The 22,672-nt window shown below is 32.9% G+C and carries 23 protein-coding genes and 4 tRNA genes; 16 read left to right on the top strand and 11 right to left on the bottom strand.

The genetic code is table 11. The annotated features are described in order from the left end of the window. Window positions 1-27: 27 nt before the first annotated feature. On the bottom strand, window positions 28-4,581 hold the full coding sequence (locus SOM12_RS00660) for a translocation/assembly module TamB domain-containing protein (RefSeq protein WP_320492022.1): 4,554 nt from the start codon (window positions 4,579-4,581) through the stop codon (window positions 28-30). Window positions 4,582-4,770: 189 nt separating this feature from the next. Between SOM12_RS00660 and tsaD the strand changes: the two genes are divergently transcribed. The 8 genes from tsaD to SOM12_RS00700 all read left to right on the top strand — a co-directional run bounded on the left by tsaD (window position 4,771) and on the right by SOM12_RS00700 (window position 12,114). Continuing rightward, window positions 4,771-5,793, top strand: a complete 1,023-nt coding sequence (gene tsaD / locus SOM12_RS00665; RefSeq protein WP_129745714.1) for a tRNA (adenosine(37)-N6)-threonylcarbamoyltransferase complex transferase subunit TsaD — start codon at window positions 4,771-4,773, stop codon at window positions 5,791-5,793. Window positions 5,794-5,796: 3 nt separating this feature from the next. After that, window positions 5,797-6,501, top strand: coding sequence for a 16S rRNA (uracil(1498)-N(3))-methyltransferase (locus SOM12_RS00670; RefSeq protein WP_320492023.1), 705 nt, complete (start codon window positions 5,797-5,799; stop codon window positions 6,499-6,501). Window positions 6,502-6,645: 144 nt separating this feature from the next. Then, entirely contained in the window at window positions 6,646-7,284 is a 639-nt protein-coding gene (locus tag SOM12_RS00675; protein ID WP_320492024.1) for a DUF4159 domain-containing protein, read from the top strand. A 111-nt stretch (window positions 7,285-7,395) separates the two neighbouring features. Further along, on the top strand, window positions 7,396-7,893 hold the full coding sequence (locus SOM12_RS00680) for a TrmH family RNA methyltransferase (RefSeq protein WP_095930494.1): 498 nt from the start codon (window positions 7,396-7,398) through the stop codon (window positions 7,891-7,893). A gap of 285 nt (window positions 7,894-8,178) precedes the next feature. Then, window positions 8,179-9,144, top strand: coding sequence for a zinc metalloprotease (locus SOM12_RS00685; protein WP_095930493.1), 966 nt, complete (start codon window positions 8,179-8,181; stop codon window positions 9,142-9,144). 123 nt (window positions 9,145-9,267) lie between these two features. Beyond that, window positions 9,268-10,359, top strand: a complete 1,092-nt coding sequence (locus SOM12_RS00690) for an AI-2E family transporter (RefSeq protein WP_095930492.1) — start codon at window positions 9,268-9,270, stop codon at window positions 10,357-10,359. Between the two features lie 2 nt (window positions 10,360-10,361). Beyond that, window positions 10,362-11,543, top strand: coding sequence for a THUMP-like domain-containing protein (locus SOM12_RS00695; protein WP_320492025.1), 1,182 nt, complete (start codon window positions 10,362-10,364; stop codon window positions 11,541-11,543). Between the two features lie 4 nt (window positions 11,544-11,547). Then, window positions 11,548-12,114, top strand: a complete 567-nt coding sequence (locus SOM12_RS00700) for a hypothetical protein (protein ID WP_095930490.1) — start codon at window positions 11,548-11,550, stop codon at window positions 12,112-12,114. A gap of 1 nt (window position 12,115) precedes the next feature. On the opposite strand, the gene SOM12_RS00705 is transcribed toward SOM12_RS00700, so the two are convergent. Continuing rightward, window positions 12,116-12,763, bottom strand: a complete 648-nt coding sequence (locus SOM12_RS00705; protein ID WP_320492026.1) for a M15 family metallopeptidase — start codon at window positions 12,761-12,763, stop codon at window positions 12,116-12,118. 205 nt (window positions 12,764-12,968) lie between these two features. Between SOM12_RS00705 and SOM12_RS00710 the strand changes: the two genes are divergently transcribed. After that, entirely contained in the window at window positions 12,969-13,490 is a 522-nt protein-coding gene (locus tag SOM12_RS00710; protein WP_320492027.1) for a hypothetical protein, read from the top strand. A gap of 97 nt (window positions 13,491-13,587) precedes the next feature. On the opposite strand, the gene SOM12_RS00715 is transcribed toward SOM12_RS00710, so the two are convergent. Continuing rightward, entirely contained in the window at window positions 13,588-14,691 is a 1,104-nt protein-coding gene (locus SOM12_RS00715) for an acyl-CoA desaturase (protein WP_320492028.1), read from the bottom strand. Between the two features lie 169 nt (window positions 14,692-14,860). Next, window positions 14,861-15,190 (bottom strand): helix-turn-helix domain-containing protein, encoded by a 330-nt coding sequence (locus tag SOM12_RS00720; RefSeq protein WP_320492029.1) that lies wholly within the window; start codon window positions 15,188-15,190, stop codon window positions 14,861-14,863. Between the two features lie 119 nt (window positions 15,191-15,309). Between SOM12_RS00720 and SOM12_RS00725 the strand changes: the two genes are divergently transcribed. Next, window positions 15,310-15,582 (top strand): hypothetical protein, encoded by a 273-nt coding sequence (locus SOM12_RS00725; protein WP_320492030.1) that lies wholly within the window; start codon window positions 15,310-15,312, stop codon window positions 15,580-15,582. Window positions 15,583-15,624: 42 nt separating this feature from the next. Beyond that, window positions 15,625-15,792 carry a hypothetical protein gene (locus SOM12_RS00730; protein ID WP_172426922.1) on the top strand — a complete coding sequence of 56 codons (168 nt, stop codon included), beginning with the start codon at window positions 15,625-15,627 and terminating at the stop codon, window positions 15,790-15,792. Window positions 15,793-15,807: 15 nt separating this feature from the next. On the opposite strand, the gene SOM12_RS00735 is transcribed toward SOM12_RS00730, so the two are convergent. After that, a complete protein-coding gene (locus SOM12_RS00735) occupies window positions 15,808-16,662 on the bottom strand; it encodes a phospholipase A (protein WP_250836756.1) in 855 nt (284 codons plus the stop codon). Window positions 16,663-16,738: 76 nt separating this feature from the next. Next, on the bottom strand, window positions 16,739-17,257 hold the full coding sequence (locus tag SOM12_RS00740; protein WP_320492032.1) for an STM3941 family protein: 519 nt from the start codon (window positions 17,255-17,257) through the stop codon (window positions 16,739-16,741). A 290-nt stretch (window positions 17,258-17,547) separates the two neighbouring features. Between SOM12_RS00740 and SOM12_RS00745 the strand changes: the two genes are divergently transcribed. Together SOM12_RS00745 and SOM12_RS00750 are read left to right on the top strand one after the other, a co-directional pair. Then, window positions 17,548-17,718, top strand: coding sequence for a hypothetical protein (locus SOM12_RS00745; RefSeq protein WP_172426921.1), 171 nt, complete (start codon window positions 17,548-17,550; stop codon window positions 17,716-17,718). A gap of 6 nt (window positions 17,719-17,724) precedes the next feature. Further along, a complete protein-coding gene (locus tag SOM12_RS00750) occupies window positions 17,725-18,237 on the top strand; it encodes a PRC-barrel domain-containing protein (RefSeq protein WP_320492033.1) in 513 nt (170 codons plus the stop codon). A 79-nt stretch (window positions 18,238-18,316) separates the two neighbouring features. Here the strand turns inward: SOM12_RS00750 and SOM12_RS00755 are convergent, their stop codons facing one another. The 5 genes from SOM12_RS00755 to SOM12_RS00775 form a co-directional block, all read right to left on the bottom strand. Further along, a complete protein-coding gene (locus SOM12_RS00755; RefSeq protein ID WP_320492034.1) occupies window positions 18,317-18,838 on the bottom strand; it encodes an ATP-binding protein in 522 nt (173 codons plus the stop codon). 85 nt (window positions 18,839-18,923) lie between these two features. Then, window positions 18,924-18,997: transfer RNA gene (locus SOM12_RS00760), tRNA-Arg, on the bottom strand. Window positions 18,998-19,076: 79 nt separating this feature from the next. Next, window positions 19,077-19,150 (bottom strand) — tRNA-Arg (locus SOM12_RS00765). Between the two features lie 16 nt (window positions 19,151-19,166). Beyond that, window positions 19,167-19,241 (bottom strand) — tRNA-Pro (locus tag SOM12_RS00770). 14 nt (window positions 19,242-19,255) lie between these two features. After that, window positions 19,256-19,339, bottom strand: a tRNA-Ser gene (locus SOM12_RS00775). 239 nt (window positions 19,340-19,578) lie between these two features. Here SOM12_RS00775 and SOM12_RS00780 point away from each other — a divergent pair. From SOM12_RS00780 to SOM12_RS00790, 3 genes are all read left to right on the top strand, one after another. Beyond that, the gene (locus SOM12_RS00780; protein WP_320492036.1) at window positions 19,579-20,757 is read left to right on the top strand and encodes an acetyl-CoA C-acyltransferase; all 1,179 of its coding nucleotides are present in this window, start codon (window positions 19,579-19,581) and stop codon (window positions 20,755-20,757) included. 65 nt (window positions 20,758-20,822) lie between these two features. Next, a complete protein-coding gene (locus SOM12_RS00785) occupies window positions 20,823-21,584 on the top strand; it encodes a C40 family peptidase (protein ID WP_320492037.1) in 762 nt (253 codons plus the stop codon). 16 nt (window positions 21,585-21,600) lie between these two features. Continuing rightward, window positions 21,601-22,653, top strand: coding sequence for an SMI1/KNR4 family protein (locus SOM12_RS00790; protein ID WP_320492038.1), 1,053 nt, complete (start codon window positions 21,601-21,603; stop codon window positions 22,651-22,653). Window positions 22,654-22,672: the final 19 nt, after the last annotated feature.

Genomic DNA, 22,672 nt, shown 5'->3' on the forward strand with positions numbered 1-22,672 from the left:
TTATAAATGTCTATTTTTAACAAAGTGTTAATAATCGTTGTCTGGAATCAGCCCCTGATTGTTATTATTTGGAGTTTGTGTTTGCGACTGTTCCTTTTTCTTCTTTTCTTCTTCTTTCTTTCTTTTCTCCTCGTCTTCTTTTGCTTTCTTTTTATTTTTCTCCGAATCTTTTTTACTTGTAAAATTCATATAATCCGGATTTAGATAAGAATCCTGCATTTGATCGGCAGAAGAACCTTTTACCGCTTTTTCTATTTTATGGCTTTTAAACAGCTTATTGACAAGCTCGCTAAAGGTATCAAAATCTACTTCGTACGAAATACCGACTCCTTGCGTATAACCAATTCCTTGTCCTATATAATTAATGTCATTTTCTTTGTTGAATAAGCGAAGATTCATCGTACCGTCTTCATTTACACGATACAAAATCTCAATATCTCCAACAATAGCGGATTCGTTTACACCTCCAACAGGAACTCCCAATTTACCATTGATTGTAATTCGTTCATTTACCTGAGACGATATATTGGCTACAAACTGACCATCAACCTCCTGTCCTGTTCTTCTATCTGCCGCAATATAATTCAAGTCGATGTTTACTTTATCATTATCCGATTTGATAATTCCACCCAGCAAACTCGAAGCCGTTTCTGTTAATGTACCAGAAAAATCTCCTTGGCTGAATCCGTCGGTACTCATAAACGAACCCGTTGACAATAAATAAAGTGCTTGTGTCTGACGAATATCCTTATCATCCAACTTATACTGTATCTCCGATTTTAAAACATTACTTACTGATGGGAACTGAATATCAAAATTAGGTTCTGGACTAGCCAAATCTCCTCTCAACCCAATAACAACTTCTACAGGAACTTTTTTATTGAATGAAGAAGTATTATCTAAAAGCACTGCTGGATTGGCCTGCGTTTTATAAACGGCTTCCAAATTCAGCTGGGCACGCATCGGGTTTCCTTCCCAAATAATAGAACCTCCTTTTTTAACCGTAAACTTTTTATCGATAAGTCCGCCATATTTAAAGTTATAAGTTCCTTCGTACGCCTGGAAATCCCCCCACATATTAAATTTACCCAAAGTATTAATTTTAAATAAAAGCGATCCGTATCCTTTTCCTTTCATACCATGGCCAGAATTTCGATCTAGAATAACTTCTACTTCGGCATCTGGCGTAATATCAAAATCAAATTCTAGCTCAAGTCCGTTATAGTCTCTGTTTTTTTCTATGATTCCGTTGGCGAGATTGTATTTTTCTTTTGGTGTTACAAAATGAATCCAGCTACTTTCTCCAACACTTTGCGTATTATTAATCGGAATCTTAACCTCGGTTCCTTTTTCAGATTTTGCGTCTACCTTAATAAACAGAGCATCAACGGGACCCTTTATACTAGCCGATCCGTTTATAAATGCCGTTCCAAAATAGGCCGCATCGTCGCTATCTTTTGTGTCAAGCGCTACTAATCGTTTAGAAGTAATATTCAAATCTAATTTCCAATCTCCAAAATTATTATGTTCAATACTTCCGTTCAGCAAACCTTTTGTATTGTATTTAGTATCTGTCAACTGATTATTCCTGAATAAAAATTTCTCATTCGTTAAATCAATTACCGTTCGATCGCTAAGTTCATAATCTGTATTGAGGTACGGAATGGTCATTCCTGCTTTTTCTACATATAAACGACCGTTGATTTCAGGTTTTTTCAAATTCCCAATCACAGCGGCATTTCCAGAAACAGAACCACGAACATTCGATAAAACGTCTCCGCCGATAGTTCCTAATGTAGCCAAATTGAAACCTTCAAGTTTCAGACTCATGTCCATAACTGTTTCTTTATTCTCTACTGCAAAAGTTCCGTTTGCCCTAAATGATTCTGTAAAACCATTTTGAATCGATGAATTAACTGTAAACTTTTTAAAGCTTTCATCTCCAGAAATATCAAAATTAAGCGTACCCAATTCTGTCTTATTCATAACCAGATGATCAATTTTTATGGATGCCGTGGGCTGATAAACATTTTTATTCTGTTTATAATTGACATTTCCATTCAAATTACCATCAAATACAAACTTGGAATTTACGGGTGTAATTTTATTAATATCAACATCTTCAAAAGTCAGTTCGAGATCTTTATAATCGGATCCTTTTATCACTCCGTTTAAATCAATTTTTTGGTTTTCGTGAGATAAAACGATATTATCAAATGTGAAGTTTTTAAAAAATTGATCAATTATAATCTGATTATCTTTTTCAGCATCTTCATTTAAGTACCAGATATAATCCTTAAACTTCATTTCAGATTTCTTGATCCCGACAATATTGTTTTTACTCTTATCTATAGTATGGTATAAATCTAGATTAAAGTAATCTTCGCCCTGATTTCCTCCTTTAAACTCCGAACGCACATAAAGAGTATCGTTTGATGTGACATTAATCAAATTGAAATCACGTATTTTATAATAAGGCGTCTTAATACTATCTAATTCGACATATGCATTATAAAGCGGGTTCTTATTATCAATATTAATACGAATATTATCAAAAGTGTTTTTGTCTGCCGTAATTTTTTTAGATCTAAAACGAAATTTAAATTCTTGCAAATCAGAATCAATCTTTCCGCGCACAACGGTAGACGAATCAATATTTATTTGCGGATAAAGCATTTCGACGACTTTATCGTAAACACGGAAATTAAAGCGTAAAAACTGTCCTTTTCTAACTTTATAAGGCTTGTAATTGGTATATAAACTACCGACAGAATTCATAACCAATTTATCCAATTGATCAAATCTAAATTTACCCACAATTTTTCCGTCAACCACATCATTCGAACTAATCGTGATGGTTCTCAAACGATCAGCATCAAAACTAGAGTTCAAATTCACCTGATCAAAAACGTAAGTCGATTTTGGGTTTTCATATTCTGCATCATTAATAAAAATGTCTCCTTGCAGATTTTCGATAGAATTTCCAGTTAATTGAACGACAACATCTCCTTTAAAACGCGAAATCGAATCTTTGACAAACTTAAGTTTTCGCAAATCTGAATTTTCAACATTGATATGAAAATCATAACGATTCTCTTTTTTGCTCAAATCCAGTAAGCCATCAAAACTTAAATTCAAGTTCGGATCGTTTATCGCAATTTGACCTTTATAATAAGGAAGCTTAAAGTTTCCGTTTACTACTATATTATTGTAGGTGTATTTATTGTAATCCAGTTTCGCAATATCTCCTTTAATAACTGTATTCAAATATTTCTCAGTAAAACCAACTCCATCCACATCAAGATTCAATGTAGTTCTGCCTATATCTTTTCTGCTTAAAACAGTTCCGACATCAAAATTCGTTAAAATAATATTCCCAGAATAAGAAGCGCGATCAATAAAGTCCATATTATTCATATGAAGATCAACCTGCCCATTTCCAATATCGGTAGCAATTTTAAAAGCTGTTTCTAGTTCTGTGGTCGTTACTTTTGCTTTTCCAACAATATTAAACTTACCAATTTTCTTCATTTCGATCGGAAGTTTTTTGCCTAAAACTCCTGGAAGTAAAATCACTAAATCATCATAACTAGAAAGCAGTTTATCAAATTTTCCATCCATAGAAAACTTCTGCTCTTTGCTGCCTAAAAGATTTCTAAAATTGATTGTTCCATTAATTTTTGATCCGTTTGTATCGCTTAATCTTAACTTTGTAAGCGTCATATTATTTAACGGACCATCTAGTTTTGTTTTTAGTTTAAAATGCTGATTTTTACCCAAACCATCATAAAAATAACGGATATCGTTTGTTGCAATTGAAGAAGAATCTATCACAACATTAAATCGAACTTTATCTGTAAAATCAAGAAAATCTGACGGCTTATAATTTAAGATGGCTAAACCATAAATAGAGGATCTTTTGGTTTTAATAGCCAGATTTTCAACTTTAATCTGTTTTTTAGTATAACTAAATTTTCCCGCAAAATTAGAAACATACAAACCGCGGTGATCCATAAAAGAAAATCGGTGAATGTTTGTATTTACATCTGGCCCATACAATTTAAACTCACTGATGTAGGCATTTAGTTTTGTAAAATCCAAAAATTGAGGTGTAGTTTTATTTTCATCGACAACAGAAAATCTTCCTTTTTCGATATAAGCGTTCTTTGCCGTTAGCAAAAAATGTTTCGTCGATTTTTTCTTAGGAGTATTTTCAACCTCAAAAGCCTGAATAAACTTATTGATGTTGTTTTCGTCTTCGCCTTTATAGGTTTTCAGATTAAAAATCAAACCTGTTAAACGCAAATCTCCAAAAATTAAATCTCCGTCCAACAATCTGCTAAAACTGGCAATATCGGTAGTAATGATATCCGAATAAATCATCGTTTTTTTATGATGATCTAAAATCGTTACATTCTTCAATTTTACGCCGCCAAAAATATTAATTGCCGTTTTTTCAACATTAATATTAACCTTGTAATCTTCGTTTAATGAGTTGGTAACATAGTTGGCTATCTGCGTCTGAACGACAGGAAGAGATAGTATGATAGCGAGCGCTAACAAAAGTAAAATCAATCCCATTAGGATTCGTGATATTATTTTCTTTACTCTTTTGATAGCTTCTTTATTTTTAGTTTTTCTTTTAATTTATTTTGAACAGACAAAGTACGGCTGTTTTTGATAAAAATTCTTTAATTTTGGGGCACTGCTTAAATCAAAGAAATATAATCATTTGATTTGTCAAATATAATTCAAAATTTGTGCCTTTATATGCAAAATCCAGAGGTTTTTATTCTAGCCATCGAAAGTTCATGCGATGATACTGCTGCCGCGGTTTTACATAACGACAAAGTATTGTCAAATGTTGTTGCCAATCAATTAATTCATAATCAATACGGAGGTGTTGTTCCTGAATTGGCTTCCCGAGCGCATCAGCAGAATATTGTCCCTGTGATCGATGCTGCACTTCGTAAAGCAAATGTACAAAAAGAACAGTTAAGCGCAATCGCGTTTACGCAAGGACCAGGATTAATGGGCTCTTTATTGGTGGGGACTTCCTTCAGCAAATCATTATCATTGGCTTTAAATGTGCCGCTAATTGCTGTAAATCATATGCATGCTCATATCTTAGCTCATTTTATTGATGAAGAAGGATATGATAAACCAGAATTTCCTTTTTTAGCTTTAACCATTAGTGGAGGACATACTCAGATTGTAAAAGTGAATAGTTTTTTTGATATGGAAATTATCGGAGAAACCACAGACGACGCTGTAGGTGAAGCATTTGACAAAAGCGCTAAAATTCTTGGACTTCCTTATCCTGGCGGACCTTTGATTGATAAATATGCAAAAGAAGGAAATCCGAAAGCGTTTCCTTTTACAAAACCGAAAGTTCCGGGATTAGATTTTAGCTTCTCTGGATTAAAAACAGCTATTTTATATTTCATTCAAAAGAACAAACAGCAAAATCCGAATTTTATTGAAGAAAATCTGAACGATATTTGTGCTTCTATTCAGCATACGATTATCGAAATCTTGATGGATAAAATAAAATTAGCTGTAAAAGAAACCGGAATTACACAAATTGCAATTGGCGGTGGAGTTTCAGCAAATTCAGGAATTAGAAATACACTGAAAGAGACCGAAAGCAAATACGGATGGAAAACTTTCATTCCGAAATTTGAATATACAACAGACAATGCTGCAATGATTGGAATTGTAGGATACCAAAAATACTTATCTAATCGTTTTGAAACTTCTGCTGTGGTTTCTAAAGCAAGAATCGAATTTTAAATCATGCAATTATTTTTTAATCCGAATATAGACGAAACAACCGAAAGCTTTTCTTTTGATAAAGAAGAAAGCCGTCATATTATAAAAGTCCTTAGAAAAAAAGATGCAGATATTCTGCATGTTACCAATGGTTCTGGGCTATTGTTTGAAACTCAGATTACATTGGCTTCAGACAATAAATGTATTGTTGAAGTCCTTAATATTACGAATGCCGAAAAACCAAAGTTTCATTTGCACTTGGCTGTTGCTCCAACTAAAATGAACGATCGTTTTGAATGGTTTCTGGAAAAAGCTACCGAAATTGGAATTCAGGAAATCACTCCTATTTTCTGTGATCGTTCTGAAAGAAAAGTGATTAACCGAGATCGTTTTGAAAAGATCATTCTTTCGGCAATGAAACAATGCAACGAAACATTTCTTCCGAAATTAAATGAAGCGATTTCGTTTAAAGAATTCATTAAGCAAAAGCAAAATGGTTTACAGTTAATTGCACATTGTGAAGAAACCGACAAAAAATCATTGAAAGAGGTTTTAAAACCCAACGAAGATGTTACGATCTTAATTGGTCCTGAAGGTGATTTTTCTGAAAAAGAAATTGCATTGGCATTAGAGAATAATTATAACCCCGTAACTTTAGGAAATACACGTTTAAGAACAGAAACGGCAGCTATTGTGGCTTGTCATAGTGTTGTTTTTTTTAATGAATAATTAACCGCAAAGTTTGTCATCCTGAGGAACGAAGGATCTCACTCGATTACACAAAGATTGGCGGCAAACTATGCGGAATTTCTAGTGTGATTTCTCCTTCGTCGAAATGACAAAAAATGCGAAAACAAGATATTTAAAACTTACATGAAAAAAATATTCTATCTATTTTTACTAATTTCAATCTCTTCTTTTTCGCAAGAAATTGCTTTGCTTAAATACAGCGGTGGTGGCGATTGGTATGCAAATCCTACTTCTTTGCCTAATCTTATTAGTTTTTGCAACGCTAATATTAATACCCGCATCAAAAATAAACCTTCGACTGTAGAACCAAGCAATCCAGATTTATTTTCGTATCCGTTTGTACACATGACGGGACACGGAAATGTAGTTTTTAGCGATGCTGACGTAACAAACTTGAGAAATTATCTAACGGCTGGTGGTTTTCTGCATATTGATGACAATTACGGAATGGATCAATTTATTAGAAAAGAAATCAAAAAGATCTTTCCGAATAATAGTTTAGTCGAAATTCCAGCAAATCATCCTATTTTTCAAAAGCCTTTTCCTTTTCCAAACGGATTGCCGAAAATTCACGAACACGACGGAACGCGTCCGCAGGCATTTGGAATTTTTATAGACAATAAACTCGTTTTACTTTATACTTACGAATGTGATTTAGGCGACGGCTGGGAAGATCCAGAAGTTCATAATGATCCAGCAAACGTAAGAGACAAAGCCTTAAAAATGGGCGCAAACATTATCAATTATATTTTTACTAATTAGTGACTAGTCCCAAGTAATTAGTAACTAGTAATTCATCAATTTAAAAAAATAACGTTACATGTCAACATTATTCACTTATTACTAATCACTAATCACTTTTCACTAAAAAAAATGCAACTGACTCACGAAGAAAATCAATTTGAAAGAAAAACATTTCCCATTACTTTAGTTTGTGATCATATTTACTTTCAGCAGAATATTGGTTCTTTGTTCCGAATTTCTGAAGCTTTTGGAGTTGAAAACATTATTTTCTACGGAAAAGATATTCCGCTGACGCCTCGTAAAATCAATAAAACTTCTAGAAGCACGCATCTTCATGTAGCACATTCTGTTGTTGAAGATTTTACTGCGCTTCAATCTTTTCTACTGGATAATGATTTTGAAATTATCTCTCTGGAAATCGCTTCTAATAGCAAACCTTTAAAAGAAGTTTCTATTCCGAAAAATAAAAAAATAGCGCTTTTAATAGGAAGCGAAATCAACGGAATATCTGAAGAACTTCTAAAACTTTCTCATCAAATCGTGCATATCAATATGTTTGGCAAAAACAGCAGTATGAATGTGGTTCAGGCTGCCAGTATTGCGCTTTATGAGATTACTTCTTTATAAAAATTCTTTTTCTAGTCATTTTATTTCATTTTTAAATCAATTTAATCGTTTTAAATTATCGTTAAACGACAGATAATCACGACGAAATACATTTTAAAAACATTAAAGAAAGAAAAAACTTATTAATATTTTTTGCCTAAATTTTGTAGGAATCAGTATTTGTAAGGGTTCGTAAAATTTCTGACAAAATAATCTTTGTAATATTTTTCCACAATATTTTTTTGTTATAAAATTGCTGCAATATTTAACTAATCAACAATTTTATAACAAAAAACCCAAATTATTATGAAAAAAGTTATTATTACCACATTTGTAGCCTTAATGCTATTTGCTTGTCAAAATGACCAATCAGCAGATTCTGCAAATCCAGATGCGAGTGTTGCTTCTAGAAGAGGATGCGCAACACAAGACGTTTTAGAAGCGCAATTAAAAGCTGATCCATCTTTGGCAATCAGAATGAATGAAATCGAAACTTTTACTGTGCAACACGCTGGTACAAATTTCACAGGCCGTTTGGTAAATGGAAAAATTGAAATTCCAGTTGTAGTGAATGTTCTTTATAGAACTACTGCAGAAAATATTTCAAACACACAAATTCAATCACAAATTGATGTTTTAAACAAAGATTTTAATGCTTTAAACTCTGACTATAATAATGTGCCAGCATTATTCTCAGGAGTTAAAGCCAACATCGGAATTACTTTTGTTTTAGATCAGGTTATTAGAAAATCTACAACTAAAACTTCTTGGGGAACAAATGACGCTATGAAAAAAACGGCTCAAGGTGGACTTGCTCCAACTTCTCCAACTACAAAATTAAACATGTGGTCTTGCAACATTGGAGGCGGAATTTTAGGATATGCTCAATTTCCTGGCGGTGCTTCTTCTACTGACGGAGTGGTAATTGATTCTCGTTATTTCGGATTATCTGGTTCTGCAAATGCTCCATTTAACTTAGGAAGAACTGCAACACACGAAGTGGGCCACTGGATGAATTTACGTCACATTTGGGGAGATGCAACTTGCGGAAGCGATCTTGTTGCCGATACTCCTACTCATAATACAGCAAATTATGGAGTTCCTTCATATCCACACTACAGCACTTGTTCTGGAACACCTGTAGAAATGACAATGAACTACATGGATTATGTTGATGATGCAGCAATGTACATGTTTTCAACAGGTCAGAAAAGCAGAATCTCGGCTATTTTTACGACTGGAGGAGCTAGAGCCTCTTTTGCACAACCATAATAAAAAAAACTAAATTAAAGGCGAGATGAAATCATCTCGCCTTTTTTTTGCCAATTATTTTAGAACTCCCGAAGATTAGAAATATAAATGCTTTTCCTTATATTTATAATCTAAATTTTAAGCATGATCACGTCAAAAACTATTTCAAACGGAATTTTAAGAGCTTTAGCTACAATCTTAATAATTGGCATCATTTTATACTTTTTATATGAAATACAAACTGTTATTGTTTATTTGTGCATTTCTTTAATACTATGTTTAATTGCGAATCCGTTAGTTTTATTTTTAAAGAATAAATTAAAATTCAGCAATTCGTTGGCGGCCACCACCACCATCATCCTTTTTATATTTCTAATTGTAGGTTTCATCCTTTTGTTTGTTCCTTTAATTATTTCGCAAGCCAATAATTTAGCATTGCTAGATACTGCACATCTTCAAACCAATTTTATAGAGGCAGAAAGACACCTTGAGGAATACTTTAATATTCAGCACATTGATTTGAATAAAGTGATAAAAGATTCTAAACTTACTTCTGTTTTAGATTTCAGTTATTTTACAGGATTCATCAATTCGATAATCAATTTTATGGCCAATATGGGAATGGGATTGGTTTCTGTATTTTTTATTACTTTCTTTTTTATTAAAGATCAGGATATCTTTAAAGATCAAGCAAGAAGAATATTACCAGACTCTAATGAAGATAAAATCTTAAATTCCATTACCAAAATAAATCATTTACTGACTCGCTATTTCATTGGTTTATTATTGCAATTGATTGTTGTTTTTATTCTTTACTTAATTGTCTTACTGATCTTTGGAAATAAAAATGCCTTTGTAATTGCCTTCTTATGTGCCATTTTAAATATAATACCATATTTGGGCCCAATTATCGGAACCACTTTGGCTGGGCTACTAACCATGATAAGTATGATCGGAAAAGATTTTCAATCAGAAATTCTTCCTACAACCATTTATGTCATTATTGGCTTTTTAGTGGTTCAGGCCATTGACAATAATGTTAGCCAGCCCATAATTTCGTCAAAAAGTGTAAATTCGCACCCATTAGAAATATTCTTGGTTATATTAATCAGCGGTATTACGTTTGGAATTGTAGGCATGATCATAGCAATTCCTGTTTTTACCATGATTAAAGTAATTTTAAAAGAATTTTTTCCTAATAATAAAATTGTCTCCGTATTAACCGAAAGAATTTAGCTTTGAATACTTCTATTTTGCATCCAGAAATACAGGAATTTATAATCCAAAATACTGGTGCAGATGTAACAAAATTGGCGTTGCAAAAAAATCCGTTTCCAGAGTTGGATTGGATTTTAATTTTAAATCAAATTGAAGCCCGAACAAAGGCCAAAGAAAAACTGCCGACTTGGTTTGCTACGGAAAATATAATTTACCCGAGCAAAATATCAGTAGAACAAACATCATCTGAAACAACGGCAGCCTATAAAGCTACTTTAATTTCTGGAAAAACTTTAATTGATTTAACGGGTGGTTTTGGTGTTGACGATTATTATTTTTCTAAAACTTTTAAAGTAGTTGCACATTGCGAAATTAATGAAGATTTGTCTGCTATAGTAAAACATAATCTTCAACAATTTGGCGTAAACAATTGCTTTTGTTACGATACAGATTCTGCAAATATCTTAAATGAATCAGAATTAAAATTTGACTGGATTTATATTGATCCTTCACGAAGAAATGACAGCAAAGGCAAAGTTTTTATGCTGAAAGATTGTCTTCCTAATGTTCCAGAATTGCTTGATTTTTATTTCGAAAAATCGGATCATATTTTAATTAAAACAGCACCGCTATTAGATATTTCAGCGGGATTGTCAGAACTAAAAAATGTAAAGAATATTCATATTATAGCGCTCGAAAACGAAGTTAAGGAACTGCTTTTTGAAATCCATAAAGGTTATTCAGGCAACGTAACTTTAAAAACTGCTAATATTCTAAAAGAAAAAACAGAAGTTTTTGAGTTTGTTTTAGGCGATCAAATCTCGTATCCTTCCTTTGATTTTCCTAAGAAATATCTTTACGAACCCAACGCCGCAATTATGAAATCTGGTGGTTTTGATGAAGTAAGCATCACTTTTCAAATGGATAAACTTCATAAACATTCTCATTTATACACTTCTGAAGATTTAATTGATTTTCCAGGAAGAAAATTTGAGATTCAAAAAGTTATTTCATACAACAAAAATGAAATGAAGAGTGAGCTGGCAAATCAGCAGGCGAATATTACGACTCGCAATTTCCCCGAGACGGTAGAAAACATTAGAAAAAAGTGGAAAATAAAAAATGGCGGTAATTTGTATTGTTTTTTTACAACTGATGTAAAAGCTAACAAAATAGTTTTAATTTGCACCAAAATAAACTAATACAATGAAACAACTAATTACACTAACTCTTTTTTTATTGACTATTACCTCATTTGCACAAAAACCATGTGAATACAGTGTAAATGTAAATGACTCAATTGGAAGCTATAAAGTAACCAATGAGTATTTAATGAGCGAAAAATATTTTGGAGGAAACTTTGATTATATTTTCTTTTCATTAGCACAAACCGACGGATTGCCAACTTTAAATCTTCAGGCTATTCAAAAAAGTAAAGATTTTATTAAGGCAAACTGTTTTGATAAAAATTCAAAAATCTTTTTACAATTAGAAAACGGAAAAATTGTAACCTTAATGCATATCAACCAAGAAAATTGCGGAACATTAATTCGTGATGATAAAGGTTTTAATAATCGTGTAAATACAGGAATTTTCATGTTCATGAAAGACAATTACGAGGAACTAAAAAAATCTCCGATCTCGATTATGCGAATAAAGTACTTGACCAACATAGAAGATTATGTTGTAAAACGAGAGTTAACATCTGAGTTAACAGGAAAGGTTACCAATCCGAATACTTATTTCATGCAAAATATTAGATGCGTTGAGTAAATCAATCGCATTTCCATTTTTGATTGGAAACTTTATCTTTTAAACCTGCTTTTAAATTATAATGCCACCACTCAGAATCAAATGAATTGAAGCCATTTTTAATCATTGTATTTTTTAAATAAGTTCTTTTTGAAAGAATCTCTTCTGAAAGCTGTTTAAAATTATGACTGGCCATAATTCCAAAAAAATCAAAAGAAGTTCCCATATCCACTTCTTTTCCTGTTATATCAACCAAAGAAATATCTACGGCTCCTCCTCTATTGTGGATGGAGCCTTTTTTTGGATCTGCAACATAAGTAGGATTCGACACAATCTCCCACATTTTTTTTTGGATATCTAAAGGTCTGTAGCAGTCAAATAATTTAATGCGGTATCCTTTCTTCAAAAAATCATTATTGGCCGCAATTAAAGCTTTTACCGTCTTTAAACGAAGCATGCATTCTGCGCAGTCGTATACTTTGGTTTTTAGAAAATTATCTTCTGTAGCATATTTCATATCATAGACAAAATCATTGCTATAATCTCTTAGGTTTACAAAGGTCGTATCTGAGATTTTAGCTTCAGATGAAGATACATAAGCTTCATTTTGCGCTTGTAAAGAGCTAATTCCGAAAAGAAAAAAAACTAAAATTTTCAAACTGTGATTCATTGCCTAATAATTTAAAAAATTGAAATTAAACAAAAAATATTAAAAATCGATTCTTATGGTTCCTCTTTAAAGCTAAAAATTAGTTTTTTGAGTCCGAAATCCATCCTAAATTACTTTTAAAACAAAAAATATTTTTAATATCTTTATGAAAATTAGACTATTATGACTTTGTATATTAAATTATTAATTCAAAAAAATCAGTTATATGAATTACAGAGCCACATACATTTCGACAGTTATATTGAGCGGTTTACTCTTTGTTTCGTGCAAAAAAGAAAGCTTTAAAAGTATTCCCAAAACAGATTCTACTTCAATAAAAACAGAAGCGTTAAAAGAAGACAGCATCGTTTTAAATCCAAATGATTCTTTATATGCTTTAGCTGATAAAAGTGTTATCGGAACTCAGTTTTTGACCAAAAGCAAGTTGGCCCCAAGATTAAAAAAACTATTAGGAACTGACTATGATCAAATGGTAGCAAACTGGAATACCGAAACTCCTTTTGAGAAACAAGATAATATACTGCACGCTTGGGGATGCAAACAGCACGACTGCAGCAGTTATTCGTACGATTTGTATATTGATGTTAAAAACAATAAAATTAATGTCTACAAATTTGCCGAATCAAAACTAACGGTATTTAAAGAAGATAATTTTGATATTGAAATCAAAGACAACCTTCTAAAAGACTTGAACATTAAAAAGGAAAATATCCCAAATAAAAAATAAGCGAAGCGTTAAAAAAGTATCGCTCCGCTGGAACAAATTCAAAAAAAGTCTGGTTCAATAATGAACCAGACTTTTTTTATAAAATAGCTTTCAATAACTATATCTCTCCTGTAACTAAAATATTTTCTTTTACACCTTTGTTTTTCAACATTCTAAAATGAGAACGAACGGCATGATAAAATGGATATGAAGTATAAGGCAAATTATATTCTGCTGCATATCGTTTTATAATTGGCGTAATATAAGGGTAGTACGTATGCCCAACCGCTGGGAAAAGATGGTGTGCCACGTGATGCGTAAATCCGCCGTAAAGAAAATTAGCCAATTTGCTTTCTGTACTAAAATCTTTAGTTACAATCATTTGATGTACCACCCAAGTATCAGAAAGGTTTCCGTCTTCATCTGTACCCGGAAAATGTGCATCTTCATCAACGTGGGTCGAAACCAGCGCCACAACCCCAATTGCACTTCCGCATAAATGCATAGACAGCCAAGCCAAAAGAACGGTATACCAAGGCTGATTTAAAAGCATCATTGGAACAAAAAGCAAGTAAGCTAAATTAATAATCTTGGCCGCAAACATTCTGTACACTTCTTGTCTCGGAATCTTGTCGACTACTCTTTTTACATAATTATCCTTTGTGCCAAAAAAGTCTTTAAAGTCTCTAATATAAAGCCAATTTAAGCTATAAAGAGGATAAATAAACCACATGTAAATGTGCTGATACTTGTGGTAATTAAACAACGGACTGTTTGGAAATATTCTAATAATATCGCTTTGTTTGATATCGACATCCCAATCGGGCACGTTTGGATAAGCATGATGCAAACTTATATGACGTCGCATCCAGAGCCAATGATTGCTCCCAAAGAGTTCTAAAACATACAAAAACCATTCATTATGCTTTGGCTTTTTGAACAAAGCTCCATGTGCAGCATCATGAAAAGCATTTATAAATAAGACAATCATTGTAATACCAGCCAAAATGTAAAAAAGAAATAGTAATGGGGTCTGGTTGCCGAAAATTAAAATACAGGCATAGAATAAAAAAAATACTGCTAAAAGTCCGAGGGACTTTACAACATTTAATACATATAAAGACGAGTTTTTTAAGACCGTTTCATTCACTTCTAAACGCATCTTTTTAAAAAAATCATCTGTTCCTGGTTTAACATAAACCGGTCGTTTTAATTTTTCCATATTGGTTACTGCTAGAAATTGCTAACCAAATTTAATAAAAAAAAACTTAACCTCTTAGAATACATTCAACTAAAAATCAAGTATTTCACAACAAAAAACCACTCTAAAAGAGTGGTTAAATTAATACTGTAAAATTTAGAATTGTTAGATATTTTTGGGAAACCGTTTACTATTCCTCAAACTTTTTGTTTGCTAATCGCAGCCTAATATCATGAATTCGACCTTCTATTTCTTGCAAATCATTTAAAATAGTTTGCTTTTCATAAACTGCTCCAGCTTCATTAACCAAATTTTGCTCATCGGGAGCAAAAAGATCATTCAAATCTACATCCGGAAAGTTTTTACTTAAGCTAAGAATAAATTCAGAACCTATATTAGCTGTTCCATGTAAATACCTTCCAATCATTGCAGGGCTAAATCCTAAAATTGCCCCGACTTCCTTCTGCTTTAATCCTTTATCCCTAAAGAATTTACTTAGTTTCTCGTGATACATCATCATTAAAATTCAAACAAAATATAGTTAAAATATATTTTTTAACATTAAAAAGAACACTAAATATAATAATATTCTTACATTTACACAGACTAACAACCATGCCGTTAATAATTAGCAAATATATGTCAAAATTAATCAATAATAGCAATTTTAAAGAAGATAATTCTCACAATAAAAAAGCTTATGAATTTATAGATAAGCATTTACCTGTAACCTATGTTGACCTTACTATCGCTTGCATCGTCAAAAAAGGACTGCCTACTCCCACTAAGTCATTAATTAGAAACGTAAGAAATAAAACAATATTAAGAAATGATATTTTGCTAGCGTTAGTAGAAGTTGCATATGAAAACAAACAAGCTATTGAAAAAATAAAACTTTTAACGTCTCAATAAATTTAAGATCTGGAAAATCAAATAAATCCTAACAACAATATTATGTCTTCTACGAACAATAAAAGCAAAAAGACACTTCAGTCAAAAAAAGATATTGAAAATGACCAATATAATAGTTCTATTAAATTATACGGAATGACTTTGGAGCAATACCATCAAGGTAAAGCAATCCATTCTCAGTGTTTTGATCGGCTCAAAAAATTCAAATAAATAATTTACAGCAATTTAAAAGATGCCCATTCCTTCTGGCTTAATTGTAAAACCTATACGCACCATATTAGTATGTTCCTGATAATCTATTAAACTTTCCGTGTAACCAATAAACCATTGAAGAGTGACGTAATAATTTTCATTTTTGTAAGGTCGCCAATTAAGCTGTGTCTGCAGAGATCCGTAATTAATAAGTCCGCTGCCTTTCCTAAAGAGAACATCTGCGCTCCAACGTCCCGGTTTTATCTGATAAGTTGCACTGGCTTCTCCATAACCAACATATTGTGTTAATCCTGGATTATCATCTTTATCAACAATAGGAATCCAGCCTCTTATTCCAACAATCCATCTTGGCGAAACTTGAGATTTTAATGAAAAAGCGATCATATTCCATGTTCGGGAATAAATGGAGTCTCTACCATTTGACTCGTGTTCAACTGAAATCGAACCGTATGTTAATCTCCCACCTTTTAAATAAAAAGGCCGAACAATCGCAACTCCCGGATTAAAGTTAATTTCTGAGAAAGGCTTAGAGCTCGCATATATATCCCAAAAAGCTTTTTGTGTATACATTAAGTAAGGGAAAAATCCACCCCATAAAGGCTTAGAATTTAATCTTAGTTTGAAACTAACTTGATACTTTACATCTGCAGAGTTTCTTGTTATGGGCTCATCTAAAGGAATTCCTGTCAAAAAGTAATTATCTTTATGAACCGAAAAACTATTTTCTTTCAATAAAGAATCTGCTGCTCGAAAATTCTTTTTTTCTTCAACAATTTGAGAATTGGATTTAAAAGATATTAAAATCAGGAATATTGATAAATATTTAAAATGCATTAAACGTGTAAATTTGAAGTTATTTGATGTCATTTACACTAAGTTAAGCTATTTTAATAATTAAAAAAAATAATAAACCCCACCACTTCACAATAATTTTTCTAAGATTTTATTTTTTCCAATTACTTACAAACAAGTCATAAAGAGCTTTTTCATTCATATCAATTTCTGAAGCCGAGTACATTATATTCAATTTCGAATTTTGTTCATCAAAAGCCAGTTTCCAAAGAAACTTAGAAGCACGGCCGTAATACTTGTTTACATTATCAATTGTAACGGCAATTAAAGTATCACCACCTACTTTCTTTAATTGCAAATCGGTAACATCTTGCCACTCTATTCTTCCAAAAGCTTTGGCCACTGGAGTCGTTCTTCCAGAAAAACCATTTGAATCTATATGAATTAAAGGAGATTTATCTTTTATACTGGCAAGAATTTTAAATATTAAAACAAGCATTATTAATAGAATCGCACCAGAAACAATCGAAAGTTTTACTTTAAATATTCCATCAAAAGTCCCAATGCCGTATAAAAGCATAATCGCTATTAAAATACTGATTCCGCTAGCATATAAAAGTAAGTTTCTGGTTTTCTTAGAATTTCGGTATAATTTTATTTCTTCATTCATGGGGCGTAGTAAAAATTTTCGTTTGTTATTAGAATTAAAAAGAAACAAGCAATTTACTACAAAATAATTTAAGAATACAAGAAACTCCCGTATACATTGGGCTAATTAGAGCAACAAAAACCAATTTCAAAAATTACATTTAAAGCAACTCTGCTTACAAAACATTATAAATCAATTTTCTAGACGACTGGGAATTGTATAACTTCTATCTGAAATTAAATACTTTCAAACGCAATCTCCATTTGTACCTTTATTTTAAAATTAAATATTCATAATAAAAATTAAAGGTTATGGCAGAAATTAAAATTGAGAAAAAGAAGCCAATTTGGCCATGGATTGTAGCAGTCCTATTAATCTCAGCACTTGTATATTATGTCTTTTTGAGAGATGATCAAGTGCGAAATGAAAACAAAATGGAAATCGAAAACAATTCTAGTGTAGACAGCACAGCAAATTATTAAGAAACTATGGAAAATAAAGATAGAAATTTATACAGATTAGATGAGCTTTCTGATTATAAAGTTGCCTCAAACTATTCGGATGTAAGAGGTTGGAAAATTGTAGACGGAGACAACCGCACAATAGGAAAAATTGATAATCTTTGGGTTAATAAAGATATGCAACGAGTTGTTTATCTTGACGTTAATCTTGATAAAGGATTAATAGAAGACAGTCGTAATGAAGTACATGATGCAATTGCGAATGAAAACGGAAGGGAATTTATATACAAAGATGGAGACAGCCATATTATTATACCAATTGGTTCTGTCAGCATAAATAAAGACACTAAAATTGTCATGGCCAACAATATTGGATATGATACATTTAGAAAAACAAGCAGATATAACTGGCAAAATGATTTTGATAGGGAGTACGAAAGAAGAGTATTGAATTCTTATTATCCAACTGAAGAATCGCGCCTTGCTTCTGAAAGTAATGATGATACTTTTTACAAACGTAAAGAATTTGACAATTATTGATAAATGTGATTTGCATTAAAAACAAATCTTACAAACGAATAAAGACCAAGCATTCAAGAATGTTTGGTCTTTATTTATTTTATCCCTTTAACTCTTCTATTTTATTTTGAATTTGATTTAATCTTTCAGATAAACTTCCTTTCACTCTAATTACTTCTATCTCAAAATCATCAATTAATTCGCCAAGAAGATCATTTACCTCATATCTCAGTTCGGGCAAATTGGAGTCTGAACAAGAAATTCTATCAGGCTCTTCAATAGGAACCCATACAAAAATGTCAATTTCTTTAATTGCATTTTGAATTTTAGTAAATACTGATGAAAAATTCAGTTTATTGTCAACCGCAAGCGCATAAGCTAAAAGATCAATTGGAGAACGATCAAAAATAGCGTTTCTATTACTTCTTACAATTTGCTTTAAAGAATGCTCTAGCTGCATCATATAATCATCGGCGGTAGGCATTTCAGAAAAAGCAAAACCCATTTCCTGTAATTCAAAATAAGGCTCTGGATAAAACTCACATTCAGGAAAAGATTCATATAGTTTTTCTGCCAATGTTGTTTTACCAACCAAATGAGCTCCTAGTATTGCTATTCTCATGTCATTTTGTTTTTTATCATCAACAACTAAAAATAGACAAAATAGGATCAAAAACAAAAAAACCACTCGATTGGAGTGGCTTTTGTGATCCCAGAAGGATTCGAACCTTCGACCTACGCATTAGAAGTGCGTTGCTCTATCCAGCTGAGCTATGGAACCTTTACTTTAAAATTTCTAAGAATAGAAATCAAAACGCTATACATAAAACAAAAAAACCACTCAATAGAGTGGTTTTTTGTGATCGCAGAAGGATTCGAACCTTCGACCGCCTGCTTAGAAGGCAGGTGCTCTATCCAGCTGAGCTATGCGACCATTATTTCAATTGTAGTCGGGGTGGCAGGATTCGAACCTGCGGCCTCCTGCTCCCAAAGCAGGCGCGATAACCGGGCTACGCTACACCCCGAGGCAAAATTTAAGCGGAGAGACAGGGACTCGAACCCTGGCGACGGTTACCCGTCGACAGATTAGCAATCTGCTCCATTACCGCTCTGGCACCTCTCCTTGCTAGTGGAATTGCTTCCGTTTTGCGAGTGCAAATGTATAACAACATTCCTTTTCTCACAAGCTTTTTTTTGAGTTTTTTTAGTTTTTTTTAATCTTTTTTCAAAACCACTTAACAATCAAACAAATAGAATTAACAAAAATTTCACCTTAAATTTAAAATCAACCCTATTCAATACAAAATTTGAATTTATTCAAATAAACATTAAATTTGCTTACTAACTATTATTAAACAGAAAATGAACAAAAGAGTTGTTATCGTTTCTGCCGTTAGAACACCTATCGGAAGTTTCATGGGCGGGTTATCTAGTGTACCTGCACCAAAATTAGGAGCTGCTGCCATAAAAGGAGCGCTTTCAAAAATTAATCTTGACCCAAAATTAGTCGATGAAGTTTTCATGGGGAATGTAATTCAGGCGGGAGTTGGACAAGCACCAGCGCGCCAGGCTGCATTGTTTGCCGGATTATCTGAAGAAGTTGCTGCTACAACAGTAAACAAAGTATGTGCATCTGGAATGAAAGCTGTAATGTTTGCTGCGCAAGCAATTGCATGTGGTGATGCTGAAATTGTAGTTGCGGGCGGAATGGAAAGCATGAGCTTGATTCCTCACTACGTTCAAATGCGTGCCGGAAACAAATTTGGTCCTGCAACTATGTTGGACGGAATGCAGAAAGATGGTTTAACAGATGCTTACGACAACAACGCAATGGGAGTTTGTGCTGATTTATGTGCATCTGAATACAAAATCAGCCGTGAAGAACAAGATGCATTTGCAATTCAATCTTACGAAAGAAGTGCAAAAGCGTGGGACGCTGGAAAATTCGACAATGAAGTTGTTCCTGTTGAAGTACCGCAAAGACGTGGCGAACCTGTTATATTTTCAAAAGATGAGGAATATACTAACGTGAAATTAGATAAAATTCCATCTTTAGCACCAGTTTTCACAAAAGACGGAACTGTAACTGCTGCAAACGCTTCAACAATTAATGACGGAGCAGCGGCTTTGGTTTTAATGTCTGAAGAAAAAGCAAACGCATTAGGTTTAAAACCTCTAGCTTACATAAAAGGCTATGCAGATGCTGCACAAGAACCAAAATGGTTTACAACAAGTCCAGCAAAAGCATTACCAAAAGCTTTAGACAAAGCAGGAATTTCAATCTCAGATGTTGATTATTTCGAGTTTAACGAAGCTTTCTCTGTTGTTGGATTAGCCAATGCAAAAATATTAAACCTTGATAACAATAAAGTAAACGTAAACGGTGGAGCGGTTTCATTAGGACATCCTCTTGGAGCTTCTGGAGCACGTATAATCGTAACTTTACTGAATGTTTTAGAACAAAACAATGCAAAAACTGGAGCAGCTGCAATTTGCAACGGCGGCGGTGGCGCATCAGCAATTGTTATCGAAAGAGCTTAAAACAATATCACAAAAAATCAGGAGTAAATACAGCTCCTGATTTTTCAACTTATAAATTTCCTTAAATGTTTGGAATTTGCAATTTAGCCATAGTACCCGTTCGAGCTGAAGCCAGCGACAGAAGTGAAATTGTCACACAGCTTTTGTTTGGCGAGCATATCGAAATTTTAGAACGCAAAAATCAATGGGCTCGAATTAGGATTCAGTTTGATGACTATGAAGGCTGGGTAGATTCTAAGCAATATCAGGAAATTACTAAAGAGCAATTTGATCTTTTGAGCAAAGAGTCGATTATTTTAAATGCAGATTTAATAGATTACATCACGGCTCCCAGCAATCTCCTGCTTCCAATTCCGCTTGGAGCTTCATTATCTTTTTTAAACAACAGCGAAATCAATATTTCAAACTTCGATTTCGAAGGAACCAAAACCAGTGGCATCAAACCTAAAAGCGCTTTAATAAAAACGGCTTTTATGTATTTGAATGCTCCCTATTTATGGGGAGGAAAAACCCCTTTTGGTATTGATTGTTCTGGTTTTACTCAAATGGTTTATAAATTGAACGGCTATAAAATTCATCGTGACGCTTCTCAACAAGCGCTTGAAGGAGATCCTTTAAGCTTTATTGAAGAATGCGAACCAGGCGATTTAGCTTTCTTTGATAATGACGAAGGAAACATTACCCATGTCGGAATCATCATGGACAACAATTACATCATTCACGCAAGTGGAAAAGTTCGTATTGACCGTTTGGACCATACTGGAATCTACAATCCAGAATTAAACAAACACACCCATAAATTACGCGTAATCAAAAAGATTATCTAACCCTCAAAAAAGCAAAATGACAAAACTTGAATTATCCAAAACAGGCTTTCAGATTAATAACCTAAACATCGAATTCCCAATTGATATCACAGTTTTAAAACAAGCTTTAGGAGATTACAGATATCTAAAAAAACAATACAATTATATCTATACTTGGGATGAACTTGGCATTATGGCGTTTTCTAAAGAAGGAAACAAAGTCGAAAGTTTGGCCATTGAATTTGAGGTTAGAGAATATGATTATTGCGCAAAAAGCATCTTTGCAGGAGAATTTATTTTTGACGGACAAGAATTATTTCAATACTACGAAGACAATAAAAATCAGCTTGTAAAGCTTTTTAAAGGAGACCGAAGCGGTGCCTTTATCCTTAACGGAATAAGTGTTTGGTTTGATAAAGAAGATGGCAAAATTACGTCTCTGAGCATTTCCGGTTCCGAAGAAAAAGAAAAGAAAATCACTGCAGCTATTGACCCCGAATTCAAATTATTTGAACCCTTATGGCAGGAATGGATTTCGGAAATCAATAAAATTGTTTCAACAAACAACGATTACTACAATCTTACAGAAGGAATTTCTGAAGAAGATATTCAAGAACATGTGGAGCTTGAAGATAATATTACTATACCGCCAGCTCTTGTAAATTTTTATAAAGTTAAAAATGTAGATTATGACCCAGTAACGGCTGTTTTTCAGTTTGGAGTAAACAATTGGAGCTATGATTTAATTCCATTTGAAGATATTGCCGAAGAATGGAATTCAATTCAAGATTTGCAATTTGACGAAGAAGACTTACCAGAACAAGAAATAGATTTCGAAAAAATACAAACCAATAATTACGCTAACCCAAAATGGATTCCGTTTGCTACAGGAAGAAATGGCGATTATTTGCTTTACGATACAGATCCCGCTTCAAAAGGAAAATTTGGACAGATTATAGAGCTCCAAAATGAATCTTGGGACAGAAACATTGTGGCTGATTCTTTAGAAGAATTAATCCAAAATGAAATCCGCAATCTAAGAGCAGGTAAAACGGAGCATTTTGATTTTATTATTGGAAAAGAAGATTAAAGCATTAAAGCACGCGGAT

This window comes from Flavobacterium sp. CFBP9031 (assembly GCF_034044945.1).
In the GTDB taxonomy this organism is placed as follows: domain Bacteria; phylum Bacteroidota; class Bacteroidia; order Flavobacteriales; family Flavobacteriaceae; genus Flavobacterium.